Origin of the sequence: Spirosoma panaciterrae DSM 21099, from assembly GCF_000374025.1 — a bacterium.
Lineage (GTDB): Bacteria > Bacteroidota > Bacteroidia > Cytophagales > Spirosomataceae > Spirosoma > Spirosoma panaciterrae.
Map to the genome: position 1 here is coordinate 1 of NZ_KB893214.1, position 23,403 is coordinate 23,403.

General features: G+C 49.8%; 20 protein-coding genes and 1 tRNA gene. 15 read left to right on the top strand and 6 right to left on the bottom strand.

The annotated features are described in order from the left end of the window. Together B153_RS38400 and B153_RS38405 are read left to right on the top strand one after the other, a co-directional pair. Positions 1 to 271: hypothetical protein (locus B153_RS38400; RefSeq protein ID WP_040762188.1), on the top strand; the 271-nt coding region annotated here is incomplete at its 5' end. A 333-nt stretch (positions 272 to 604) separates the two neighbouring features. Then, a complete protein-coding gene (locus B153_RS38405) occupies positions 605 to 850 on the top strand; it encodes a hypothetical protein (protein ID WP_086010209.1) in 246 nt (81 codons plus the stop codon). Here the strand turns inward: B153_RS38405 and B153_RS0127135 are convergent. Both B153_RS0127135 and amaB read right to left on the bottom strand, forming a co-directional pair. Next, positions 825 to 2,027, bottom strand: a complete 1,203-nt coding sequence (locus B153_RS0127135; protein WP_020599901.1) for a tyrosine-type recombinase/integrase — start codon at positions 2,025 to 2,027, stop codon at positions 825 to 827. The two genes, B153_RS38405 and B153_RS0127135, sit on opposite strands and share 26 nt — an antisense overlap. Positions 2,028 to 2,099: 72 nt before the next feature. Beyond that, the gene (gene amaB / locus B153_RS0127140; RefSeq protein ID WP_020599902.1) at positions 2,100 to 3,635 is read right to left on the bottom strand and encodes an L-piperidine-6-carboxylate dehydrogenase; all 1,536 of its coding nucleotides are present in this window, start codon (positions 3,633 to 3,635) and stop codon (positions 2,100 to 2,102) included. A 228-nt stretch (positions 3,636 to 3,863) separates the two neighbouring features. Here amaB and B153_RS0127150 point away from each other — a divergent pair, with 228 nt between their 5' ends. The 6 genes from B153_RS0127150 to B153_RS0127180 all read left to right on the top strand — a co-directional run bounded on the left by B153_RS0127150 (position 3,864) and on the right by B153_RS0127180 (position 10,932). Continuing rightward, positions 3,864 to 4,847, top strand: coding sequence for a fasciclin domain-containing protein (locus B153_RS0127150; RefSeq protein ID WP_020599904.1), 984 nt, complete (start codon positions 3,864 to 3,866; stop codon positions 4,845 to 4,847). 170 nt (positions 4,848 to 5,017) lie between these two features. Next, on the top strand, positions 5,018 to 5,569 hold the full coding sequence (locus B153_RS0127155) for an RNA polymerase sigma factor (protein ID WP_026262490.1): 552 nt from the start codon (positions 5,018 to 5,020) through the stop codon (positions 5,567 to 5,569). A 16-nt stretch (positions 5,570 to 5,585) separates the two neighbouring features. After that, positions 5,586 to 6,401 carry an anti-sigma factor gene (locus tag B153_RS0127160; protein ID WP_020599906.1) on the top strand — a complete coding sequence of 272 codons (816 nt, stop codon included), beginning with the start codon at positions 5,586 to 5,588 and terminating at the stop codon, positions 6,399 to 6,401. Between the two features lie 212 nt (positions 6,402 to 6,613). Continuing rightward, on the top strand, positions 6,614 to 7,093 hold the full coding sequence (msrB, locus tag B153_RS0127170; protein WP_020599908.1) for a peptide-methionine (R)-S-oxide reductase MsrB: 480 nt from the start codon (positions 6,614 to 6,616) through the stop codon (positions 7,091 to 7,093). Positions 7,094 to 7,318: 225 nt separating this feature from the next. Beyond that, a complete protein-coding gene (locus B153_RS0127175; RefSeq protein WP_020599909.1) occupies positions 7,319 to 9,892 on the top strand; it encodes a penicillin-binding protein 1A in 2,574 nt (857 codons plus the stop codon). Between the two features lie 83 nt (positions 9,893 to 9,975). Then, on the top strand, positions 9,976 to 10,932 hold the full coding sequence (locus B153_RS0127180) for an alpha/beta fold hydrolase (RefSeq protein ID WP_020599910.1): 957 nt from the start codon (positions 9,976 to 9,978) through the stop codon (positions 10,930 to 10,932). A gap of 39 nt (positions 10,933 to 10,971) precedes the next feature. Here B153_RS0127180 and B153_RS0127185 read toward each other — a convergent pair whose 3' ends face one another. From B153_RS0127185 to tsaD, 4 genes are read right to left on the bottom strand one after another with little or no spacing between them, the layout of a single operon-like run. After that, a complete protein-coding gene (locus B153_RS0127185) occupies positions 10,972 to 11,364 on the bottom strand; it encodes a VOC family protein (protein WP_026262491.1) in 393 nt (130 codons plus the stop codon). 51 nt (positions 11,365 to 11,415) lie between these two features. Then, the gene (locus tag B153_RS0127190) at positions 11,416 to 12,258 is read right to left on the bottom strand and encodes a hypothetical protein (RefSeq protein WP_026262492.1); all 843 of its coding nucleotides are present in this window, start codon (positions 12,256 to 12,258) and stop codon (positions 11,416 to 11,418) included. Between the two features lie 32 nt (positions 12,259 to 12,290). Then, positions 12,291 to 13,154, bottom strand: a complete 864-nt coding sequence (locus B153_RS0127195; protein WP_020599913.1) for an MOSC domain-containing protein — start codon at positions 13,152 to 13,154, stop codon at positions 12,291 to 12,293. Between the two features lie 48 nt (positions 13,155 to 13,202). Further along, positions 13,203 to 14,201 (bottom strand): tRNA (adenosine(37)-N6)-threonylcarbamoyltransferase complex transferase subunit TsaD, encoded by a 999-nt coding sequence (gene tsaD / locus B153_RS0127200; RefSeq protein WP_020599914.1) that lies wholly within the window; start codon positions 14,199 to 14,201, stop codon positions 13,203 to 13,205. A gap of 246 nt (positions 14,202 to 14,447) precedes the next feature. Between tsaD and B153_RS0127205 the strand changes: the two genes are divergently transcribed. The 7 genes from B153_RS0127205 to B153_RS38915 form a co-directional block, all read left to right on the top strand. Continuing rightward, positions 14,448 to 19,139: a translocation/assembly module TamB domain-containing protein gene (locus B153_RS0127205; protein WP_020599915.1), complete on the top strand. Its 4,692-nt coding sequence runs from the start codon at positions 14,448 to 14,450 to the stop codon at positions 19,137 to 19,139. Positions 19,140 to 19,446: 307 nt separating this feature from the next. Next, entirely contained in the window at positions 19,447 to 19,782 is a 336-nt protein-coding gene (locus tag B153_RS0127210) for a hypothetical protein (RefSeq protein ID WP_020599916.1), read from the top strand. A 132-nt stretch (positions 19,783 to 19,914) separates the two neighbouring features. Beyond that, positions 19,915 to 20,406 carry a Fur family transcriptional regulator gene (locus B153_RS0127215; RefSeq protein ID WP_020599917.1) on the top strand — a complete coding sequence of 164 codons (492 nt, stop codon included), beginning with the start codon at positions 19,915 to 19,917 and terminating at the stop codon, positions 20,404 to 20,406. A gap of 63 nt (positions 20,407 to 20,469) precedes the next feature. Next, a complete protein-coding gene (locus B153_RS0127220; protein ID WP_020599918.1) occupies positions 20,470 to 21,537 on the top strand; it encodes a glycoside hydrolase family 43 protein in 1,068 nt (355 codons plus the stop codon). 78 nt (positions 21,538 to 21,615) lie between these two features. Then, complete coding sequence (locus tag B153_RS0127225) at positions 21,616 to 22,764, top strand: cellulase family glycosylhydrolase (protein ID WP_020599919.1); 1,149 nt, start codon at positions 21,616 to 21,618, stop codon at positions 22,762 to 22,764. A 186-nt stretch (positions 22,765 to 22,950) separates the two neighbouring features. Further along, positions 22,951 to 23,027 (top strand) — tRNA-Asp (locus B153_RS0127230). 177 nt (positions 23,028 to 23,204) lie between these two features. Further along, the coding region (locus B153_RS38915) for an ISAon1 family transposase N-terminal region protein (protein ID WP_425423154.1) at positions 23,205 to 23,403 on the top strand (199 nt) is incomplete at its 3' end.

A 23,403-nucleotide genomic window follows, 5' to 3' on the forward strand; every position in this document is an offset into this window, starting at 1 on the left:
CATCACCCAACACCCACAGGGGCTGATGGCTGCTGAGACCGGCTCAAACAACAAATATACTTTCCAGCCTTTACACCCCTGTTTGGTTGGGCTGCCCTGGCTTCCCAACCGGCGTGCTGCCTGTCGCCGGAACGGTGACAGCGCGGAGCGAATCAACAACGCACCAAATCCGCTTTTCAGACTGGTGCGAAGCCGAACCGGACGGTTTTTAGCCGAACGCGAAGCCCACCACTGGCCTTGTCGGGACGGCTGGCTTGTCGCAGGGACGTAGCAAACTCGCTTTTAGCTGGCCTCACCGGGGCGTTTCTCGTGTCGACCGAAACTAAAAAAGCGACCCAACTCAGGCGTTTAGCCTGTCAACCGGAAGCCCCACAACGAGCCAAACAGCCTGACTTTGGGACGTGCTAACTGTCGCACGCAAGCCTGCAAACGAGCACTGCTTTTTGGCGATTCACCCAACATAGTATTATACGCAATATCGCGGAACTAAAATTCCTTGATAATCAGTGAGAAATAGTTCCGCGTTTTGTACGCACCTACCTTTGCAAGAGGATGCATGCGAAGGAAGCCTTTTTTTGTAACTTACCCAAACAAAACTATCGAATTGAGTAAACGGTATATCCAGCTATCGGTGTGTCGAGTATGGGACATCGAGGGCTATCCAAATTATTTCTTCGATGCCGACGGGCAATTGTATCGGGTCACATTACGGGGAGACTTGAAACGAAGTCCGCGTTTGGTGAAACGGTATACACAGGGTTACATTCTTAAAAGTAAGTTCTTCAGCCTCACCAAACTTCGCCCGTTACTTCGTCGGCATACCCCTACAGATCGTCTAATGGACTTTTAAGGGTACTGATTTTATGAGTCGTTACATGCGTATAACGCATCGTTGTCAAAATACTTTCGTGCCCCAGCAACTCCTGGATGTACCGAATGTCAGTTCCGGCCTCCAGCAGGTGTGTGGCAAATGAATGCCGCAGTGAATGAATACCACCCCGCTTTTGAATACCAGCCGCATGAACAGCGTGGCTATACACAAGCTGGATAGTACGATTGGCAATAGGCTCATGCGTGTCGGCATTCTCAAACAAAAATGTCTGGGGCGTATATACCGGCAGATATTCGTTTAGAACGGTAGTCATCTTCTCTGTTAGCATCACCACCCGGTCTTTTTTGCCCTTGCCACCCCGTATAGTAATCAATTGGCGCAAACGGTCAATGTCCGTTAGCCGCAAATGCGCTACTTCGCTCAATCGCAAACCACTGGCGTAGACCAGTTTAAACATAGTTTTGTATTTGAGGCTGGTGGTAGCCCGAAAAATAGCTTTCACTTCAGCTATACTATATACGGTAGGCAGTTTACGTGCCTGACGCGGAAGGTCAATGGCATAAAATTCTTTTTCCCGTTGCAACACGTTTTCGCAGTAAAATTTCCACGCGTTGATATGAACGTTGAGTGTTGCCGGGCTGTATTGTTTCTTGTCAACCAAAAAGAGCAGATAGGTCTGAAACTGAGCCTTAGTCAGTGCCTCGACAGACGCTGGCTGTGTGTAGCGTATAAGACCGATTAGCGCCTGTGAATAGTTTTTCATGGTTTTTCGGCTATAGCCCCTAATCTGTAATGCATTGCAGACCGACCGAATAACCGGATGCCGGGCGTATTGACCAAGGGCTGGCCTGTACCGAAAATCAACCCGGCGCTGTTGCTTTGGCTGAGTATATTCTGGAAAAGGAGATAAACCTGCCGGGGGCCAGATTGGGTTGGCCGCTTTTTCAACCTCACCGATTGTAGCCTCTGGCTTGTATAAACGCACAACGCGCTCATCGAAACGACAATACGACTTTCCAAAAATTTGCCCAATCTTCACCACCGAATAGCGGGTGTTCGGTACTACCCAACACCGACGTGTATAGCTCCAGCGACGACCCGGAATCTGTCGTATCAGATCATTACCGACCGGATCTTCGGGAAATGAAACAGTCAGTAGGTCCGTATTTTTTTCGTCAATGCAAACTGTAATCACAAAACCAGAATTTTGGTGTAAAGGCTAGAATTTTAAAAACCTTTTGACACCAAAACTCTGGTTTAGTCATTGTTAGAGTTCAAAGGTAATCCCCTGCGCCAAAGGCATGGTGGTACCGTAGTTGATCGTATTGGTTTGCCGACGCATGTAGGCTTTCCAGGCATCAGACCCCGATTCGCGGCCGCCCCCCGTTTCTTTTTCGCCCCCAAAAGCCCCACCGATCTCGGCTCCCGATGTGCCGATATTTACATTGGCGATACCACAATCGGACCCAGCCACCGACAAAAACCGCTCGGCTTCGCGTATATTCAGCGTAAATATAGCCGACGATAGCCCTTGCGGCACAGCATTTTGCTGGGCAATCGCTTCGTCTGGTGTATTGTATTTCAGCATGTACAAAATTGGGGCAAACGTTTCGCGCTGCACGATAGGCCAATGATTGTCGGCCTCGGCAATGCAGGGTTTTACATAACAGCCCGACTCGAAACCGGGACCATTCAGTACGCCCGGCTCAACCACAAATCGCCCTCCCGATTCCCGAATTTCGTTAACAGCCATCTGATATGCCTTCACAGCCGCTATATCGATCAGTGGACCGACGTGGAAGGTCTCGTCTAACGGGTTTCCTATACGCAACTGGGCATAGGCCTTTTTCAGTCGTTTTTTCACGTCGTCATAAATACGTTCCTGTACGATGATCCGGCGGGTTGTGGTGCAGCGTTGACCAGCCGTACCAACGGCCCCAAAAACGATCGCCGGAATCGCCAGATCCAGATCGGCATGCTCCGAAACGATGATGGCATTGTTGCCGCCCAGTTCAAGCAGGTATTTACCCAGACGGCCCGCTACAGCCTCGGCCACGGCCTTGCCCATATGTGTACTCCCCGTAGCCGATACCAGGGCTATGCGTGGGTCGCGGGCAAGCCACTCTCCGGCATCACGACCACCCGTAATCAGGCACGAGACCCCTTCAGGCACATCGTTGTTCCGCAATACGTCACCAATAATCTGCTGGCAGGCCAGAGCTGTCAACGGTGTTTTTTCGGACGGTTTCCAGATGCATACATCCCCACATACCCAGGCTAGCATGGCATTCCACGACCAGACAGCTACGGGAAAATTGAACGCCGAAATAATCCCGACAATACCTAATGGGTGCCATTGCTCCAGCATCCGGTGGGCAGGTCGTTCGGAATGCATCGATAGGCCGTATAACTGGCGCGACTGCCCCACGGCAAAATCGCAGATGTCAATAATTTCCTGGACCTCACCCAGCCCTTCCTGTAACGATTTGCCCATCTCATAGCTGACAAGTGTACCAAGTTCGCGCTTGTACCGCCGGAACTGTTCGCCCATCTGCCGGACAATTTCGCCCCGACGTGGTGCCGGTACCAACCGCCACTGGGCAAAAGCAGCCTGAGCGGTTTCGACTACGTTGTCGTAATCGGTTCGGGTAGATAGATGGACACGGGCAATAAGTTGCCCATCGGCGGGCGAATACGAGTCGATCGTTTTTTCGCTCCGGTCTGTTGTGGAGTGCCAGAAATGTTGACCTGTACTGGTTCCGGGCTTGACGGGTTGAGTGGGCAGGGGAAGAATAGACTGCATACGATCAAAATGTGGTTTGTTGAGACGTAGGCAAATCTACCCGCCTTTAGCCAAACAATACACATATTTTGACAAACTTTTTGGCAGTAAAACGGTTAAAATTGGGCAAATAATGCGCTTGATTCGATTTCATATGCTTCTTGAGATTGGGGAAATTCAGGGGTTTCTGATTGGCGATCTCCGAGTGTAACGGCATCTGAAGAACATCTGAACCAAACAACTAACGTTATGAAAATCAATGGAACCTTAAGCCTGATAGCGATTGGAATCGCACTGGCCACTACCTCAACCTGGGCGCAAACAACGCCAACCGGAACCGTTTCGTCATCCACAATACCACAGGGGGCCATTGCACCAGACTCGACACCCTCTAAAGCGGCCGCCCGCAACCAGAAACGCGCCATGCGTCAGGCTCGTCGGTCAATGAACCAGAACAGTACCACCGGAACAGGCAATACAACGACTCAGGATGCCCACTATCGGCAAAGCTCAACCAGCGATGGTACAGCCATTAACAACAGCAATACGACAAATTACAATAGTAACAACGTAACAAATGCGCCTACAGGAGCTGGTAGCAATCCCAATACAATGACCAACATGGGGAATACGACACCAGATCCTACAAATACCAGCCGGAGCCGCACGAATCCCGTCGATTCAAATGCCGGATCAGTGGAAGCGGTAAAAGGTGCCCGAACCACCGAAGCCCCGGCCGTAAAAGTGGGGACGACCGTTCGGAATTCGAGCGTAGGGGATTTTATTGGTTCGTCGCCCAATTACACCACTTTACAAAATGCCCTGCAATCGTCTGATTTGTATGAGATGCTTCGGGGGAATGGGCCCTATACACTTTTTGCGCCCACCAACAGTGCCTTTAAAAAATTGCCAACTACCGTACAAGCGGGTTTATTGGATGGTAGCCATCGGGATGCGTTAAAACAATTGCTTTCCTACCACATTGTGAGTGGGTCACTCAATTCGGATGAACTGGGCCAGCAAATGAAAGCAGGGAATGGCAAAGCACAGTTAAAAACCCTGTCGGGCCGAACGCTTACAGCAACCCTGGATACAAATGGTAAACTGTCGCTAACCGACGAACAGGGGAATACCATTCATGTAGAGAACAATGGTAATCGTCAGGCAAACGGTATGGTCTATGGGATCGATACCGTACTGATGGCTAAGGATGGAGCGGCATCGTTCAGGTAATTAGAAAGAAAAGGAAGGGAGATGGCGTGTCCTCCCTCCTTTTCATTACCATTTTCCCGTATCTTGTAAACAACAAGCTTATTCGTCCCGTTTTTTAAATGATATTGACGTTTATATGTCCGTTCATTTTTTAAATTTCTTCTATATTTGACCCAATTAATACTCTCTGCGTGAAACGCCAGTCCTCTTTAGTGTCAGAAAGCATCCTGATCGAGAAACTCACTCAACGCGATCAGCAGGCTTTTCAGTGGCTATACGATCAGTATTCTCCCGCGCTGTATGGCGTCGTGCTACGCATTGTGCGCGACGACGAACAAGCTGCCGATCTTCTTCAGGACATCTTCGTTAAAATCTGGAAAAACCTGGATGCGTACGACGCCGGCAAAGGGCGTTTGTTCACCTGGATGCTGAACATTGCCCGCAATAGCGCTATCGATTCCCTGCGAGCCCGCAAAACTCAACCGTCGGCAGCAATCCGAACGGATGAGGAGAACGTACATATAGTTGACAGGCAGTACAATACCGAACAACCTAACCCAGAGTTCATAGGGATGCGGGAGGTTGTTAGCCAATTGCGCCCCGAACGGAAGCAACTGATTGATCTGGTTTACTTTTCAGGTTTTACGCATGAAGAAGCTGCGGAAAAACTAAACCTGCCTTTAGGAACTGTAAAGACGCGAATACGAGCGGCCTTACAGGAGCTGAAACAACTATTTAAATAATGAACGTAACATAGTCATGAACATAACAGAATATATAGCGTCGGGCATCCTGGAATCGTACGTAATGGGCGCGGTAAGCGACCAGGAACGACGCGAGGTGGAGTGTCTATCGTCTATCTATCCTGAGATTCGTCAAGAAATCGATCAACTAGCTGAAGCGCTGGAAAACTATGCCCTGCTGCATAGCGTAGAGCCTCCGGCTTCTGTTAAGGATAAAATACTGAAAGAACTGGAGTTCGGCCAAACGAATGAAAAAGAACATGAGCCCATCATTCGTGCGCTACCAACCAATGGCCCAACCTACCGGGTTACCTGGATTGTAGCCGCTTCGATGGGCCTGCTCCTGCTGCTGTTCTCCTTTTACCTGCTGTCCGAATTGCGCACCAATCAGAAAACGCTGGCCGCTACCCGTACCGCAAACGATGCACTCCAGCTCGAAATGCGCCAGATTCGCGACAACCAGTCCCGGACCGAACAGACCATGGCGCTACTGCGTCAGCCAGGCTTACGGACGGTAGAGCTGCGGGGTAATGAAAAAGCTCCTCAGGGCGATATGATTGTCATCTGGAATACGCAGACCCATCAGGTGGCCGTGGATGTTCGCTCCTTACCCAACCTGCCAGCCGACAAGCAATATCAACTGTGGTCGATGGTCGATGGCAAACCCGTTGACGCGGGTGTATTCGACGCGACCAACGGCGCTGACCTGATTCAACGGCTTAATCGCACCGTTGCCCGAGCCGATGCCTTTGCCGTAACGGTCGAAAAGCGGGGAGGTAGCCCTGTCCCTACTATTTCTACCTTATTGGCCATGTCGCCCGTAAATGCCTGAACGAGTCCTTCAATTTTGTTGTTTTTACGGTAGGTAGTCCCTTCCCAATAGGACTGCCTGACTGGTCTGCTATACCCCATATGCATTGGGGATATGGTTGGCTGCCTTACTGATCTGGCCAGCCTGGGTTTGCTGCAGGCAGCGTACGGGAACAAAATCTTAATCTTCACAGGAAACGTATATCTGGATATAACGCTTAATCAGAAAAATTCATGAAAACGCTTTTGGTATTCCTATTGTCCACATGTTTTATTTCGGCTATAACCCTCAGCCGCCCAGCTTTCCAAAACGAAGACCCACCTAAGAAAGTGGTCAAAACCGACGCCGAATGGAAGAAAATCCTAACCCCTGATCAATACGCTGTTTTGCGGGAACATGGTACCGAACGGGCAGGCACAAGTCCGCTGGTAGAGGAACATCGACATGGTGTCTTTTACTGTGCTGGCTGCCACAGCCCCCTTTTCTCGTCCGACACGAAATTTGAGTCGGGTACAGGCTGGCCCAGCTTCTACGCGCCTATTTCGAAGAGTGCAGTAAAGGAATCGGTCGACAGAAGTTATGGTATGGTCCGTACCGAGGTAACCTGTTCAGTATGCGGGGGTCATTTAGGCCATGTGTTCAACGACGGCCCTAAACCAACCGGCCTTCGCTATTGCATGAATGGCGTAGCGCTGACGTTTGAGAAAAAATAGCAGAAGATAGGAAGGTACGTTCGAAGGCCAACATTTTAAAAAGGAACCGGGTTGTGTATACAGCCCGGTTTTTGTATATCACATCGGCCGAAAATACGTTATCTTTGGGGTTCGGTCTGGATAGTGCCGTGAGGGTTTACATCGACCGTTTTTTTCTACCAGCAGCGGGCCTATGAGCGGCTGGCTGTTCATACTAGTAATAGAGAGTTTTCTTCAACATAACGCATGAGTCAATATAGGGAGCGATTCCGCGCCGTTCGGCACGCTTTTGGTGCATTTCGACAACGGATTCGACAACGCCAGAGTAAACTGGGCAGCGTCAAACGCGGAGTAGGCCGACAAATCGTCAGAATAGCCGGTGAAGAACGAGTTAGTTCATGGCTGAACACGTATCATGGGTATCGCAATCGCCTACGTGCATTCGTCCATCGCTACATTGATCCCGAGGCTTGGTATTACCCCTACCTCAAAGGCAGTGTTAAAGGATTTCTTTGGGCTTTTCTGGCTCTGGGCATCTATGTCTTCATTCTGAACTATAACTTCCTCTACCTCACGGGCTCCATGCCCAGTGTCGAAGAACTGAAGAACCCGAAGCTCAATCAATCCTCGGAAATTTACTCGCAGGACGGGGTCATGATCGGTAAATTTTACGCCGAAAACCGAACCCCGATCAATTACGAAAATATCCCTAAATCGCTTATCAATGCTCTGGTAGCGACCGAAGATGCCCGTTTTTACGAACATGGGGGCATCGACCCCCGCGCCATTGGCCGGGCGGTCATCAGCCTGGGGCGTGAAGGGGGTGGGTCTACCATTACCCAACAATTAGCCAAGAACCTGTTCAAAACCCGGAGAAAATCAGAAACCGGGCTATTGACCCGCATTCCCCTGATTCGTAAAGTCATTTATAAATCGAAGGAGTGGCTGATGGCGCTTAAACTGGAGCGGAATTTTACCAAAGATGAGATCATCACCTATTATTTCAATACCGTCGATTTCGGCAGTAATGCGTTTGGCCTGAAAACCGCAGCACGAACGTTTTTCAATAAAGTACCTGATAGCCTCAACGTTCAGGAAGGTGCTGTACTGGTTGGCTTGCAGAAAGCGACAACCAGCTACAATCCACTACGGAACCCCAAACGCTCACGCGAACGAAGAAATGTGGTACTGGGGCAAATGGCCAAGTATAATTTTCTCACTAAACATCAGGCCGACTCCATCAGTGCCTTACCGTTGATCACCGAATTTACCCCCGAAAACCCCTATTCGGGCCCAGCCAGCTACCTCAAAAATGCGGTTCAGGATTTTGTAAAGAAATGGGGGGAAGAGAATGGCTATGACCTGTACACCGATGGTCTGCGCATTATAACGACCGTCGACTCGCGTATGCAAAAGTACGCGGAAGAAGCCACTAGTGAGAAGATGAAGCAGTTGCAGCGTACGTTCGACAACCACTGGCGTGGTCGTAACCCGTGGACCGACGAAGATGGCAATGAACTTCCTGGTTTTATCGACTCCGTTGCCCGGCGCACCGAACGCTATAAATCGCTCAGCCGACGCTTTTTGCCCCTCTACCCCGACTCGATCATGTACTACATGAAAAATGTGAAGTACAAAATGCGGGTCTTTAGCTGGACCAATAAGCGGGGTTATGACTCGACCGAAATGACTCCCTACGACTCCATTGCCTACTACAAGCATTTTTTGCAGGCGGGTATGGTGGCTATGGACCCCCGTACGGGATATATCCGGGCCTGGGTCGGTGGCCTGGACTACGATTACTTCAAATACGACCATGTAAAACAGGCCAAACGGCAGCCAGGTTCAACGTTTAAGCCGTTTGTATACACCACCGCCATCGACGATACACTGATTAACCTAAGCCCCTGCGACCGGGTTCAGGATCGACCTTTCCGTAAGGAATATCGGGAGAATGGTGAAGACAAAATCTGGGAGCCCCGCAATTCGACCGGCTATTATACCTATTCAAACATGACGCTGCGCCGGGCACTGGCACGATCCGTAAACTCGATTACGGCTCAGTTAACCGATCAGGTTGGCCCCGAACGGGTGGCTGAGTACGCCCACCGAATGGGTATCAAAAGTCGTTTGCAAGCCGTGCCGTCTATCGGGCTTGGCTCGTCGGATGTATCGCTGTATGAGCTGGTTAGCGCCTATTGTACATTTGTCAACGATGGAGAAACTTCAGAGCCGGTGATTGTTCAGCGAATCGAAGACCGGGATGGAAACGTGATCGAAACATTTACGAGCCAGCACAAACGAGCCATCAGCTCCGAAACAGCTTTCCTGATGCGGTATATGCTACAGGGTGGATTGCAGGAGTCCGGGGGTACATCGCAAAACCTGTGGTCGTTCGATTTATTTAAAAATCATAACGAAATGGGTGGTAAAACCGGCACCACCTCAAACAACTCGGATGGTTGGTTTGTTGGTGTATCAAACAATCTGGTGGTTGGGGCCTGGGTCGGTGGCGATGACCGAAGTATCCATTTCCGCTCGACGGATTTAGGAGAAGGAGCCAAAACCGCTTTGCCGCTGGTCGGTCGGTTTCTGGAAAAAGTGTATGCCGATCCGAAGTTTAAAAACTTACAGGGCCCTTTCCCCAAAGCTGATGGTATAACTAAGAATTATTTGAATTGTGGGCCTTCTGATGATGAATCAAGCAGCGAAGAGTCTGACTCGACCGATACGTCAGCATCCGGCGATTCGCTCCTGTTACCAACACCATCGGAAGCCGAACCGACGACTCCGCCCGATACCACAGGCGGCAATCGGTAGCCCGAGCCTTTACACAAATTTTTAGCCAGCCGAATGGTGGCTGGCTAAAAATTTGCAGGGGCTCTATTCACACTATACAGATTATGAAACGGTTCATTCGAATACTTTGCTGGAGTTTACTGACATTATTCGTTTTGGCTGCTTGTGTAGTGGTTGGTGCCTGGTTTTTTGAGTCCCGACTTACAGACCAGGAAATTGTTGACGAATTTCGCGGGCAACGCATTCGCCCAGTTGTTCATTCGTACCAGATTACGGGCCTGAAACAACCGGACGGCCGTACAGAACCGCCCCGTACCATTCGCTTTATCGAAACGCCAGCCCCCCCGGGCGATTCAGCACTGCCCGTAGTTCTGTTTGTTCATGGTGCTCCAAGCTCGCTCTCCTTTTTTGCGGACTTCTTTAAAGATACCACGCTATTGAACCGGGCTCAACTAGTGGCTGTTGACCGACCAGGCTATGGATTTTCTGATTTTGGGCGCGTCGAAACGTCGATTATCCGGCAGGCCGAGTACCTTCAACCCTTGATTGACCGCTATAAAAAAGCCCCTTATCTGATGATTGTTGGCTCATCATATGGTGGGTCAGTATCAGCGCGACTGGCTATGAACAATCCCGACCGGGTCGATCATGTGGTATTCGTTTCGTCGGCACTCGGGCCGGGCCTCGAACGGACCTATCCCATTAGCTACTTTGCCGACAGTCCCCTCATTCGCTGGGGCGTACCGCCACTTCTTCGTTTGGCCAATGACGAGAAATTAGCCCATCGGAAAGCCCTGGAAGCGATTCTGCCCGACTGGCCTAAGATTCGGGCCAGCATCACTATGCTGCATGGTCAACTTGATGAGTTGGTCTACCCAACCAACATCTCATTTGCTCAGCAGCATTTGGTCAATGCCCAGGTGAAGCAGTTTTTACTCCCCGAAAATCGGCACGACATTGTATTCAACAAACGCGAGTACATGACCCAGATTATCCTCGACATCCTGAACCGACGCGTGGTCAAAGAAACGGTCAATGTAAAGTCGATGGCGTTGAAATAAGCAATAAGACCAGGTAGGCTATACCGTTCGCTGCGTCATTTACGCTGTTATTTCAATTCGATTGTTTTCCGGGTCCAGCACCACGCTTTCGTAATACCCGTCGCCCGTTTGGCGGGGTTCCCCAGCTACGGTATATCCATCCAGTCGAAGTCGTTCGGTTAAGGCGTCAACAGCCTCTTTACTCCCTACCGATAGGGCTATATGCGTCAATCCCATATATTGGATCAAGCCATCCGTTGCCTGATCCAATATACCAGGCATTTTCATCAGCTCGAGTCGAGCACCCCCGTCGGGAAAGGTCAAAAAGTAGGACGAAAACCCTTTACGGGGATTAATGTATTTATCGTTGGCCGTTGCGCCAAAGTAGTTCTCGTAAAACGTTCGCATCGTTTCCAGATCACGAACCCACATAGCTAAATGTTCTATATGCATGGGAACAAGGAAGAAAGAGGTAAAGCGCAATCAACTAACCCTTTCAGTTCTTTATAACACCAGCGCAGGCATCCAGAACACACCGTCGCCGAGCCATCGATACCGCTCATGTTTTAGAAAGTACTCGGGATACCGCTGAATACCATACAACGTTAAGCTCATTAGGGCGAGCATAATAGCCGAACGCTGGGCAAACCGATCTTGTGTCAGAAAACAAAGGGTTAAGCCGGTAGCAATGATACCAAACGTCAGCCAGCGAAGGATAATGTCGCATCGGTCGATTCCCCACTCGGTTGCCAGAGAAAACATCGGCTGCCCCGGCGACTCTTCCTGTTCCATAATAGCAAACAGCAACAGATTCTGAAACGCAATCCCTAAAAACATCAGGCCTTCGGATAAATCGATCGAGCTAATCGTAGGCCGCTGCACCCAGACACTCCCCCAAACGCCAGCAGTATATAAGGTTGCAACAAGGGGTTCTTTCAACAATAAAGCCGGATGCTTTGACGGCAATCGAAATACGGCCCCAACATAAGCTACACAAACAGCCCCCAGCACAATACCAAACTTAACAACACTGGCCGGCAAAAAAAAGACCAGAATACCCACCAGCCCAGTAGCGCCAATTACGGCCCACCACAAAAGCGGAGCATATTGCTGATGAAACCGATGCCGGGCCGATAACGCCTGCTTTGAGGCCCCAAAACTGTGCTTTCGCACATCCAGCAGCCGATCTGCCGTGTATATAATGAAAACCACGAACGCCAGCACAACGGGAGTGGCCCAGTGAATCGGTTCGACATCCGATAACCGGGCTGCCATTCGGTTCGACAACACAGCTCCGATGACTACCGGAAAGCTCATGTAATACACGTTGCGTATATAGGTCAACAAAGGCAATTCTACTTTATAGTCCTGTGTAATGATTACCGCAAAGTCTGATCGATGGGTGGAGCCAGCCAGGGCTCCTGATACCGGGTCACTTCTACAGCCTGCCCGACCCGAACAGTCCCAACAATAGGGGCTCCGGTCGATTTCAACAGCATATTCTGACCAAACAGAAGCTTATGCTTCCACTGCCGATACGTGGCCAAGGTACGTAAGGGCTCTTTACCTGGCTCACCCGTTTCAGGATCAATGGTCGTCAGCACACAGCGGGCACAGGGCTTTACACCATAAAAATTCAGATCACCAAGGCGGAACTCAGCCCAGCCATCTTCTTCATTCGGCAAACTATCCTTCACAACAAAATTTGGCCGGAACCGTCGCATCGAAATAGGTGTACCCAACCGGGAATTTAAATAATCGAGCGACGACTGCCCAATAAGCAGGTAAGGGTAGCCATCGGCAAAACTGACGGCATCGTCATTAACGGCATACTCCGCATCGACTGCCCGGTGGGTTGTATCAGGCATGTAAACCAAACGACAAGGCTTCTCCAGAACCTGGGTAAACCAGGTATCGGCTTCCAGACTAACCGTTACAGCCGGAACATCTTTACTGTCCCAGATAGAGACCAGCATCTGTTCCGTCGGGTCTGATACCGTAAGTGGTACAGTCAGCACATCATCTGGTCGATGCCGATGCCATACCTGAAGTTGAGTATCCTTGATGGCCACATCGATCAGAGCCATCTGTGGGTTGGTCCGCTGGGTCAAAAACTCTCCTGCTGGCGTAACCAGCATAAATCGTCGGTCGTGTCGAAGTCCTTTTTCTTCCACCACCACTTCGTCCACAGCAATGCCGCCGAGCGATTTGATGGGATAAATGTAGAGTTCAGAAATAGTCATTGGTTACTCGTTGTCCGTAGTGATGGAAATGATGACAATCGACTTATTTTACATACTCATTCTCGGCATGGGGCTAACGGTTTGCGCCGTAAAGTCGCCCTGTTCGTACTTAAATTGTGCGGCAATGGCAATCATGGCAGCATTGTCGGTACAATACTCAAACCGGGGAATATAGACCTGCCATCCCAGCGATTCACCCAGTTGGGTTAAAGCCGTTCGAAGACCACTATTCGCCGAAACTCCACCGGCAATTGCAATGTCACGAATACCCGTTTCACGAGCCGCTCGTTTCAGTTTAGTCAGCAGCATCTGCACCAGTGTATGCTGAATACTGGCGCAAATATCCGCCATATTCTCCTCAATAAAGCCAGGATTGGTTTTTGTATGATCGCGCAGGAAATACAGAATAGCCGTTTTGATCCCACTGAATGAAAAATCCAGGTTAGGCATTTCGCCCATTGGAAACCGAAACGCCATCGGATTGCCCGCTTTCGCATATTTATCGATCAATGGCCCGCCCGGATAGGGTAATCCCAGCAGCTTGGCCGATTTATCAAAGGCCTCTCCTACTGCATCGTCCATCGTTTGCCCGATCACGGTCATCTCAAGCGGTCCATCGACACGGACTATCTGTGTATGCCCTCCGCTTACCGTCAGGCACAGAAATGGGAAAGCAGGTTTTGGGTTTTCGATAAAATGCGCCAACACATGGGCCTGCATATGGTTTACTTCAATAAGCGGGATATTCAACCCCAGGGCAAGTGCCTTGGCAAACGAAGCGCCCACCAGTAAAGAACCTAATAAACCGGGTCCACGCGTAAAAGCGACGGCAGATAAGGCATTTTTCGATAAATTTGCATCGGCTAATGCCCGTTCCACTACGGGCAGAATGTGCTGCTGATGTGCTCGGGAAGCCAATTCAGGCACAACTCCGCCGTATTGCTCGTGAATTAACTGCGTAGCAATTACGTTCGACCGAATATGACCGTTGACTAAAACAGAGGCCGATGTTTCGTCGCAGGAAGACTCAATGGCTAAAATATTCACCGTACAAAACTAATGGATAATGATTTCTCCCAGAATAAACAATGGAAGTTGTCATTAAACCGTTCCATCAAATAGTTATCAATACCGTTAAAAGTTTTGACTTTGACGTCTAAAGTTTGACGAATCAGGTGTCAACCGGGTTGCGAAAGCGGTTTATCCGACGGCTCTGCTATCCAGCCTTTTTAAGGAAACCAACCTGAAACATCGAGCTGTACACATTTACCAGAAAGGCCTATTTTCGACCGGATGCGTCAATTTTTTGCCATATTCCTGAAAACGTTGCTCTACCTGATCATAACGGTAGTAGTTCTGGCGTTCGGAATATTGCTGGGCCTGCAAATACCTGCGGTTCAAACGCGGCTGGCCAAAGAAGGGGCCGAATGGCTTTCGGAGAAACTGCTTTTCCCGGTTACCATTGATGGGGTTTCGATCAAATGGTTCGATTCCTTGACCCTCGAACATCTTACCATTCAGGATCGGCAGGGACGCCCCATGATTGTGGTAGGCCGTCTCGACGCCGACTACAATCTCCAACATCTGATCGACTCGTCGGCCCATAATATCCATCTGGATGAAGTTGTTCTCTATCGTCCTGATGTACGGATGATCAAAAACAAAACCAATGGCGACACTAACCTCGACGATTTTATAGCCCGGATCGAAGAGCTAACCTCCGATCCAACCAAGCCAAGCATCCCTAATCAGAATGTTCCCTTCACGGTAGGGCATATTCATCTGGTCGACGGTAAATATACGCTCGAAGACCCGCGTGAGCCGTTTATGCACGACCGGAACAGCTTCGATTACAACCACTTCACGCTTCAAAAGCTCAATGCGGAAGTCAGTGACTTTCTGGTCCTGGGCGATACCATCGCCTTCCAGGCCAAAGGACTGTCGGGTATTGATCGAGACTCGCGCATCAAAATCCGCCGACTCGATACCCGCTTTCTGTATTGCAATACCAAAATGGAGTTGGCAGCCTTGTATGCCCACATCGGCAACTCCATCATTCGGAATGAGCTAACCTTTTTGTACGACAAACCATCGGCTTTTGGGGATTTCAACAGCCGGGTGCTGATGCAGGCCCGTTTCCGGGACAGCAAAGTTCAGTCGGCCGATCTGGGCTTCTTTTCCGACTACCTGCGCGGCCTGAAAGAAACCTGGTATCTGACGGGTAATTTTACGGGTACTGTCAACGATTTTCAGTTGCAGAAAACCGATCTTCGCTTCGGGCCCAATGGCCGAAGTCGTCTGGCCGGAGACATCGCCTGGAAAGGTCTGCCCGACATGGATCATACAACGGTTCATTTCGCCTTTACTCCTTCGGTTGTGAACATGGCCGACATTCGGCAATATTATCCCGATACCTCCTTCAACCATACCATTCAGAAATTAGGCACAGCCTCGTTCGACGCTACGTTTGTGGGTGCTTTTGATGATTTTAAAACCAAAGGGACCTTCCGAACCGCCATCGGCTCCGTTACGGGCGATCTGGCCCTTAAGCTGGCTGATAAATCGGGTCTGACGACCTACACGGCTAACCTGCGTAGCGACAATCTTGACCTGGGGCAGTTGATTGATCAGCCGGACGAATTTGGTAAACTAACAGGTGAAGGCCGCATCATCGGCAAGGGTACTGATTTCAAACGAGCCACAATCGATTTCGACGGCAAGTTCAGTCAGTTTGGCTGGCAGCACTATGCTTACCAGCATGTAGCCGCCCGAGGGAATTTGCAAAAGGCGTTATTTCAGGGCCAGTTGCACATCCATGACCCCAATTTATCCTTTGATCTTGACGGCGAATTTAATCTTAGCGGCCCACAGAATCACTTCGACTTTAAAGGCGACATACAACACGCCGATTTGCGGGCATTGGGCTACCTGACGGATTCACTGGTTGTTCAGTCGAATGTAGACGTGCAGTTGGAAGGCAGTAAGCTTGATGATATCATTGGCAGTGCCATTTTCACAAATACGAGTCTCGGTCGAAACGGTCGAAATCTGGCCATCGAAAAGCTGAACCTTACCTCGTCGATTGAGCAACGCGCCCGGGGAGCAGCCGATTCGATGGGTAGTCAGCGCTATTTCGATCTCGACTCCGACTTTCTAACGACGCGTCTCCAGGGGAATTTCGAACCTCAGCAGACCATTGATGACCTGAAGCGGCTGGCACGAGAATATACCCTTCATTTTGCGGGTGATGCGGCTGGTATGAAAGCGTATTACGCCCAGAAACGTATGCAGACAGCCCGGCTGGCCAGTCGTCGGTCGGGTACTGGCCCAGCCCGCTACGGAGTCGATTACCAGTTGATCACCAAAAACAGTGCGCCTTTACTGTCGTTTTTAGGCTCATCGGTCTATATCTCTCCATCAACTCGCTTGGAAGGACGCTTTACCGAAGACAATACGTCTTTTTTGACGGCCACCGTCAAAACGGATTCACTGCACTTTGGCAGCATTAGCTTTGGGCCCAGCGATCTGGATCTGACGACCTCTAAATTCACCCTCAACGAAGAGGTACTGGCATCGGCCGTTATTTCGTCGAAACGGCAGGTTTTCAGCTCGCTGCTCCCCACCCGAAACCTACAGGTCGAAGCGTCGTGGGATGTTGACCACATCGACTTCACGAGCGACATTGATCAGGCCGACAGCAGTGGCTCCTACACCAATCATGCTGACTTAAACGGCGAGTTGCGGTTTAAAGGTGATGCTATTGACCTGACCTTCCGCCAGTCGAAACTTCGTGTATTAAACGGAAACTGGGTCCTGAACCCGGAAAGCCTGATTCGGAAAGTTGGCAATGAATACACCATCCGGAACCTATCGCTGGTCAATGAAGCGCAACTGGTTCAGGCATCGGGTAAAATTTCGACCGATTCGGTTGAACACCTTGCCATCGAAGCACAGAACTTCCTGCTGGCCTCGCTAAACTCCGTTCTCAACACCAAGCTGGGAGGTAGTTTGAATGGATCGATGGCCATACGGAACATTTACCAAACGCCTATTATTGAAAGTGCCCTGTCGGTCAGAGCCTTTTCGTATGATAACGCCTTGATTGGCGATGTTCGTGGTCAGGGCGATTGGGACCCCCAGACCCAGCGAGTGAACGTAACAGCCAGCATCAACCGGAACGGTGCGAATGTGGTTACCCTGATCGGAACGTACAATCCACAGCTAAAATCTGACCCATTAGCGGTTAAAGCGAGTGTCAATAATGCGGACCTGGTGCTACTGGAGCCATTCACAACAGGTCTTTTTTCAAATCTGGGGGGTATTGCCAGCGGAACCATTTCAGTAACCGGCAAACCTGCAGCGCCCGTTCTTAAAGGCGAGGTAGCCATTCAGGGTGGTCATGGCCGTTTCGACTATCTGAAAGCAGATTTTGCTTTCGATGATAAAATCTATTTTGGTGAAAACGAGATTATAACCCGCCAGTTGGTTCTTCGCGACCCACAGGGCAATACGGCTACTTTACGCGGTGGCGTGTACCATGACTATTTCCGCTATTTTACGCTGGGGTTCGATGCCGACCTGAAGAATTTTCGGATCATGAATACCACGGCCAAGGATAATGATGCTTTCTACGGACAAGCCATCGTGACGGGCCGTGCCGAACTTTATGGCCCAACCGACAATCTAACCATTCGGTCTACGGCCACCAGCAACAAAGGAACCCGGATTTACATTCCACTCGATGGAGCCACCTCTGTCGATGCCGACGACCAGATCCGTTTCGTAAATCTAAGCAGCAAAACGCCCGGCACCCCTACTAGCCAGACAGCTACCGGATCAGATAATGAAATTGATCTGTCGCGCATTCAGATGGATTTCAATTTCGACATTACCCCCGACGCCTACTGCGAAATCCAATTGGACCGTCAGACGGGCGATATTATTAAGGCTTATGGTCAGGGACGGGTGGCCATGAAAGTCGACACAAAGGGGGATTTTACGATGACGGGGAACTACGAAATCCTGAAGGGGGATTACACCTTCACGTTCCAGAACATCATCAACAAACGGTTTGAGATTCGCCCTAACAGCCGGATTACCTGGACTGGCGATCCGTACGGGGCCTTACTCGACGTAACGGCGGCTTATACCCAATACACCTCCCTGGCGCCCCTGCTTGTCAACCAGTCAACGACAACCACATCGGCAGAACAAACAAGACGCTACCCAGTCGATCTGGTCATTAAGCTCAATGGTGAACTGGGCTCGCCTTCTATCGGTTACGATCTCGACATCAAGGAATACCCTTCATCATCAACCTATCGGCAGGCGGTTACGGCCTTTGAATCTCGCCTGCAGAGTAACGATCAGGAACTAACCCGGCAGGTAAGTAGCGTCCTGCTCTTCAACCAGCTCTTACCGGAAGGTACCAGCCTGTTCGATCAGGGGCAGGTGAACTCGGGGGTTGCCAACAGTGTGAGTGAATTGATTTCGAATCAGATCAGTCGGCTGGCTTCGAACCTGAACGAAAACCTGGATATAGGTGTATCCTTTGGCGGATTTACCAGCAACAGCACTCAGAATGACAATCTACTCAACAACCTGCAACTGCGGTTTTCGTATCGGCTGCTCAATGATCGGCTGCGGATCAGCCGCGATGGTGGCTTTACCTACGGCCAGAGCCAGTATAATGCGGCCAGCCTGCTCGGTGAATGGACGCTGGAGTACTTCATTACGCCCGATGGACACCTACGGGCCAAGGTATACAACCGCAATCAACAGAGTATTTTAAGCCAATACAACCTGGCCAGTACCATTACGACGGGTGGTGGCATCAGCCTGTTATATACCCGTTCATTCAATCACATATTCGGTGGTAAACGCACAACACCAGGGCTGATTCCCCCCGCATCGGCCAATGAAACGCTTCCGACGACGCCCCTGCCCGGTGCCAGCCTTTTAGGAAAAAGGAGACAGGAACTCTAGAACCAGTCAGATTCTGACTCTAAATACGGCCAGCTCTACCGGCTCAACCAATTGACATACAGCCCCTTATAGCGACTTCGCGCAACCAGCCTAGAATTTTTCGAAGAAATTAGCACGAAAACTCTTGCACGTAATCGTCTGTCGATTTAAGTTTGTTTAAAATTAGTCTAAATAAGTCAATCTAATTTATTTAGTGCTAAATGATCTTAAGCCCTGTGTGCCGGTCATGAACCTGCTTTGAGACGCGCAACTCAATTCACAGCCGGACACAGGCACAATTTTCAGCAAACTAGTAAACCAGACGACTATGACGCCCTGCAAACCACTCATACTGCTTGACGATACAGCTTTCTACATTACGCAGTGCCAGCATTGCCAGCGCATTGGGCTAATCTATCATAATCTGGTACTGGGCTTCAAGCAGGATGAGTTTATTGGCCTATGCCAGACTCTGGACACCGTGAATTTTGAGCAAAGCCGTGTACTTCTTCCCGATGGGCAACCGTATCTAATCATCAAGACAGGCCATCCAGATATACAGCTCAGTTTGTCCGAAACGGAATATATGGGCTTTCGGGCTGGATTGCAGCAGGCACTTCGACGGATGAACCTGCATGAGCTTCTTCGCCTTCAATCAAATTGATACCCCATAAGCCTCGGCCCTTGCTGCCCTCATACACTCGAAAATACTTGGATAATTACGTTTCATAGGTTAAAAGCGATAGTAAAGGAACTGGTCATTGCCCGGTTCCTTTCTTTAAATCATCCTTCATATATGCCAACTTCTTCAACACTGCTTGCCACTGCCCGTATGAAATTCGAAGACTGGCTTCTGGCTAAAGGGTTACGCCGTTCGGGCGAACGATTTGCTATTTTGGATGAGGTATACTCCCGAGACGATCATTTCGATGCCGAAGACTTATTCAAGGCTATGCAGGAAAAATCGTACCGGGTGAGTCGGGCTACAGTATATAATACACTGGATGTATTAATTGAATGCGGCTTGATCATCCGGCACCAGTTTGGCGATGATGACAATGCTAAATATCGCTACGAAAAATCGCTGGGACGGCAGCAACACGCCCATCTGGTGTGCACACTCTGCCATCGGGTAAAAGAATTTTGCGACCCTCGGTTGCACCTCATTAAAACAAACGTCGGAAAAGCCCTTCAATTTCAGGTCGTGTCGCATTCCCTGGTTTTTTACGGCCAATGCACCGACGAAGCCTGTGATGCCCGGCTCACCCACCGCACCAAGGGGGATTAATTCGGGCAGGGGAAGGGGTAAAAGCATCCGTTTTACTCTTTATGGATAAAAACCTCTTCTTACATGCTCATGACTGCCTACTCCATTGGCTGGCACGTTACTCGTCTGTTCGGTTTAGTGCTCCTGCTGGTAGTCACCCATCCACTGGTGGCTCAGCGCACATTTACCAATCCCATTAAAAATTCAGGACCCGATCCCTGGGTATTGCAAAAAGACGGCTGGTATTACTACATGAATACCACTGGCCGCAACCTTACACTCTGGAAAACCCGGAATATGGCCGACCTGGCCACTGCGGAAAGCAAAGTAGTCTACACGCCACCCGCTGGCAAACCCTATTCGCGTGAGCTTTGGGCACCCGAAATTCATTTTCTGAATGGTCGATGGTACATCTATTTTTCTGCTGATTCGCTCAACAATCTATCTCATAGGGTGTGGGTTATCGAAAATCAATCGCCCGACCCCATGCAGGGCGAATGGATCATGAAAGGTAAAATTGGCGATCGAAATGATCATTGGGCCATCGATATGTCAGTCATAGATTTTAACGGACAGCTTTACGCGGCCTGGTCGGGCTGGGAAGGACCAACTAATGGCCGACAGGATATTTACATAGCCCGCCTGAAAAACCCCTGGACCATCGATGGCGATCGGGTTAAGCTTTCTCAGCCTGACCTACCCTGGGAACAGCATGGCGATGTACCCCAGGCGTGGCAGAAAAACGGAGAGGTGCCTAAAATTTACGTCAACGAAGGGCCCGAATTTTTACGGCATAAAGACAAGCTATTCATTGTATACTCAGCCAATGCCTGCTGGCTCGACTACTGTATGGGCTTGTTGACCTATAGTGGCAAAGGTGATCTGCTCAATCCCAAAAACTGGATCAAAAGTCCCACTCCAGTGTTTCAGCAATCGCCTGAAAATGAAGTATGGGGTCCAGGACATGGCGGTTTTTTCCATTCGGCTGATGGCAAGCAGGACTGGATGATTTATCATGCCAATCCGTCGGCAACGGATGGTTGTGGAAACAAACGCGCTCCCCATATTCAGCCCTTTACCTGGAATGCGGATGGCTCACCTAATTTCGGCAAACCTGCCCCTAAAACACCGATGCCTGTACCCACTCCGTAAGGTTGTTAAATGCAGACCACTTGGATAGCTTATTCACAGTTACACATCTTTAAGAAAACACCCCTTAATTAATCGATCATGAAGCGATTTTCATTTCTACTTCTTTTCTTTATCTCCACCATGTCTCTGGCCCAACCTACGGCACCGATTGCCCGGTGGTCGGCAGCCAAAGCCAACGCCTGGTACGCCAAAGAACCTTTTTTGGTCGGGTCCAATTACATTCCAGCCAATGCCATCAATGAACTCGAAATGTTTCAGGCCGATAGCTTCGATCCAGCCACGATCGACAAAGAACTGGCCATGGCACAGAGCATCGGCATGAACACGATGCGGGTATTTCTGCATGATTTACTCTGGCAGGATGCGGCTGGCTTTACCAAACGGCTCGATCAGTTCCTTAGCATTTGCGCTAAACACAAAATCCGACCGATGCTCGTTCTTTTTGATTCGTGCTGGGACCCGCTCCCCAAACTGGGCAAACAGCACGAACCAACACCTGGTATCCACAATTCAGGCTGGGTACAAAGTCCGGGTGCTGAGGCCCTTTCCGATGTATCGCAGTATCCTCGTCTGGAAGCGTATGTCAAGGGCGTTGTGGGTGCGTTTAAAAACGACAATCGGATATTAGCCTGGGACCTCTGGAATGAACCAGATAATGGCAACGACAATAGTTACGGTCAAAACCATACCATCAAAACCGAATTACCTAAAGCCCGTAAAATTGCGATTGTTACCCGCCTGTTACCGCATGTATTCCAGTGGGCCAGGGCTGCGGGTGCCACGCAGCCCCTCACATCCGGCGTATGGATCTACCGAACTCCTGAAGATTGGCAGAACGCTGCCAAATGGTCGCCGATGGAAAAAGTACAGTTTGAGAACTCCGACATCATCACGTTCCATCAATATTCGAAACCAGCCGATCTGGAGAAAGTCATTCCAGCACTGGCCTCGTTTGGTCGGCCGGTTATTTGTACCGAATATATGGCCCGAGGTGTCGACAGCAAATTCCAGACGCACCTGCCTATTGCGAAAAAAGCCAAAGTTGGTATGATCAACTGGGGGTTTGTTGCTGGGAAAACACAAACATTCCTACCCTGGGATAGCTGGCAAAAGCCCTATGTGAATGGTCGTGAGCCCGCTGTCTGGTTCCATGAAGTGTTTAAACAGGACGGCACGCCCGTCGATGCGGCTGAAGTTGCCGCTATCAGGCAAGCGACAGGCAAATAGCCAGATAGGATTCAGAAAATTTTCAAAAAATTACGACTGCAAACCGCTTGATTCCCAACGACTAGGTACTTTTCGGTATTTTTTCCAATAACTTTTTTCAACGAACCGCTTGCACCGAATCCTCTAAACGCCTACTTTTGTGCCACGATTAAGGAAGACGGCAACGTTAAACAAATCGAAAAAGTTGGTTCGGTAGTTCAGTTGGTTAGAATACCTGCCTGTCACGCAGGGGGTCGCGGGTTCGAGCCCCGTCCGGACCGCCAACCAGTCAAAACCCTCAAATGTCAAAATTTGAGGGTTTTCTGTTTTCATAGTATACCCTTTTAAAGGAAATGGGGGGATCAATTCCAAAAGTTGGGATCAAGGACAATACTTGTGGAGGGCGTTGTATTTTTCTAGGTTTGTACGTTTGATCAAACCGAGCCGTTTTGGAAAGTTTCTTGCCTTTAGTCGAATACCTCTTGCCCGAGTTCATCCTATCCTATTATCAATTGACGCGTGTCGAGAAGTCCCTAGAAGTACTTCATCTGTATTTGGAAGAAAACAACTATGAAGACGCCGGTAGGGCAAAACCAGACCTACTCTCCAAAGGCTTTCTGCCAGAAATTACTATTCAAGACTTTCCCATTCGAGACAATC

Bases quoted from the DNA above. Each gene is read 5' to 3' on its own strand.
- amaB (WP_020599902.1), bottom strand. From the start codon at position 3,635: ATGCAGTCTATTCTTCCCCTGCCCACTCAACCCGTCAAGCCCGGAACC.
- B153_RS0127150 (WP_020599904.1), top strand. From the start codon at position 3,864: ATGAAAATCAATGGAACCTTAAGCCTGATAGCGATTGGAATCGCACTG.
- B153_RS0127160 (WP_020599906.1), top strand. From the start codon at position 5,586: ATGAACATAACAGAATATATAGCGTCGGGCATCCTGGAATCGTACGTA.
- msrB (WP_020599908.1), top strand. From the start codon at position 6,614: ATGAAAACGCTTTTGGTATTCCTATTGTCCACATGTTTTATTTCGGCT.
- B153_RS0127175 (WP_020599909.1), top strand. From the start codon at position 7,319: ATGAGTCAATATAGGGAGCGATTCCGCGCCGTTCGGCACGCTTTTGGT.
- B153_RS0127180 (WP_020599910.1), top strand. From the start codon at position 9,976: ATGAAACGGTTCATTCGAATACTTTGCTGGAGTTTACTGACATTATTC.
- B153_RS0127185 (WP_026262491.1), bottom strand. From the start codon at position 11,364: ATGCATATAGAACATTTAGCTATGTGGGTTCGTGATCTGGAAACGATG.
- B153_RS0127195 (WP_020599913.1), bottom strand. From the start codon at position 13,154: ATGACTATTTCTGAACTCTACATTTATCCCATCAAATCGCTCGGCGGC.
- B153_RS0127205 (WP_020599915.1), top strand. From the start codon at position 14,448: ATGCGTCAATTTTTTGCCATATTCCTGAAAACGTTGCTCTACCTGATC.
- B153_RS0127210 (WP_020599916.1), top strand. From the start codon at position 19,447: ATGACGCCCTGCAAACCACTCATACTGCTTGACGATACAGCTTTCTAC.
- B153_RS0127215 (WP_020599917.1), top strand. From the start codon at position 19,915: ATGCCAACTTCTTCAACACTGCTTGCCACTGCCCGTATGAAATTCGAA.
- B153_RS0127220 (WP_020599918.1), top strand. From the start codon at position 20,470: ATGCTCATGACTGCCTACTCCATTGGCTGGCACGTTACTCGTCTGTTC.
- B153_RS0127225 (WP_020599919.1), top strand. From the start codon at position 21,616: ATGAAGCGATTTTCATTTCTACTTCTTTTCTTTATCTCCACCATGTCT.